This is a genomic window from Acinetobacter lactucae (assembly GCF_013344765.1).
GTDB lineage: Bacteria > Pseudomonadota > Gammaproteobacteria > Pseudomonadales > Moraxellaceae > Acinetobacter > Acinetobacter lactucae_A.
Window position 1 is genome coordinate 1 of sequence record NZ_JABVBF010000382.1, and the last position, 735, is coordinate 735.

A 735-nucleotide genomic window follows, 5' to 3' on the forward strand; every position below is an offset into this window, starting at 1 on the left:
CTTTAAAAGTAATTTCAAACTTTCCATCATTTTTTCCAACTGTAAAGGAGTAATACCTTCAAAAGATTGTTCAAGTACTACACTGGTTAGATCATTGATCTTGTTGATCATTTCAATACCTTTTTCAGTAAGTACTACACGGGTAATTCGACCGTCAGTCTGGCAAGAATATGTTTCAACCAATCCTTCATCTTTTAAACGATAAACGATTTTTGTGGTAGTCGACATTTTTGAAATAATCATATCTGAAAGTTCAGAAACACTTGCATGGGGCTTACTGCTTAAAGCCAACATAATGCGTCGACGTGAGTTATCTAAACCATATTTTTTTAAAGCATTATCAATGTTCTGTACATATTGAGCATGTACTTGAGTAATCCAATAATATGGAAAATCTTCAAGAGTAAAAGATTCTGTTGTAGGTAAAAAACGCGCATACTTCTTTGTCATTGACTTTTCCCCATACCTTGGTGGATCGCATTCCTGATGAACTATCTTTAATAGTTGAAAAATATAGTTTCACCAAGCAAGTTATAACAGGACTTTACTTGATGAGCAAAAGTTATATAGCTTCATTTAACAATGACATGGTTCGCATGTCCTTATCTTTAGAGCGGTACTATGCTTTGCACAAACTATAAATACTCTTCCTCTATCATCAAAGATTATTGAAGTTAATACTGTCTAACAGGACAGTAGCTTAAACTCTTTGAACAGATATATAAGGTTGCATCT

At 33.3% G+C, this 735-nt stretch carries 1 protein-coding gene; it reads right to left on the reverse strand.

From position 1 onward, the window contains the following. Positions 1 to 450, reverse strand: a 450-nt coding sequence (locus HUN22_RS17460) for a MarR family winged helix-turn-helix transcriptional regulator (RefSeq protein WP_174732024.1), incomplete at its 3' end; no start/stop codon positions are given. Positions 451 to 735 lie beyond the last annotated feature (285 nt).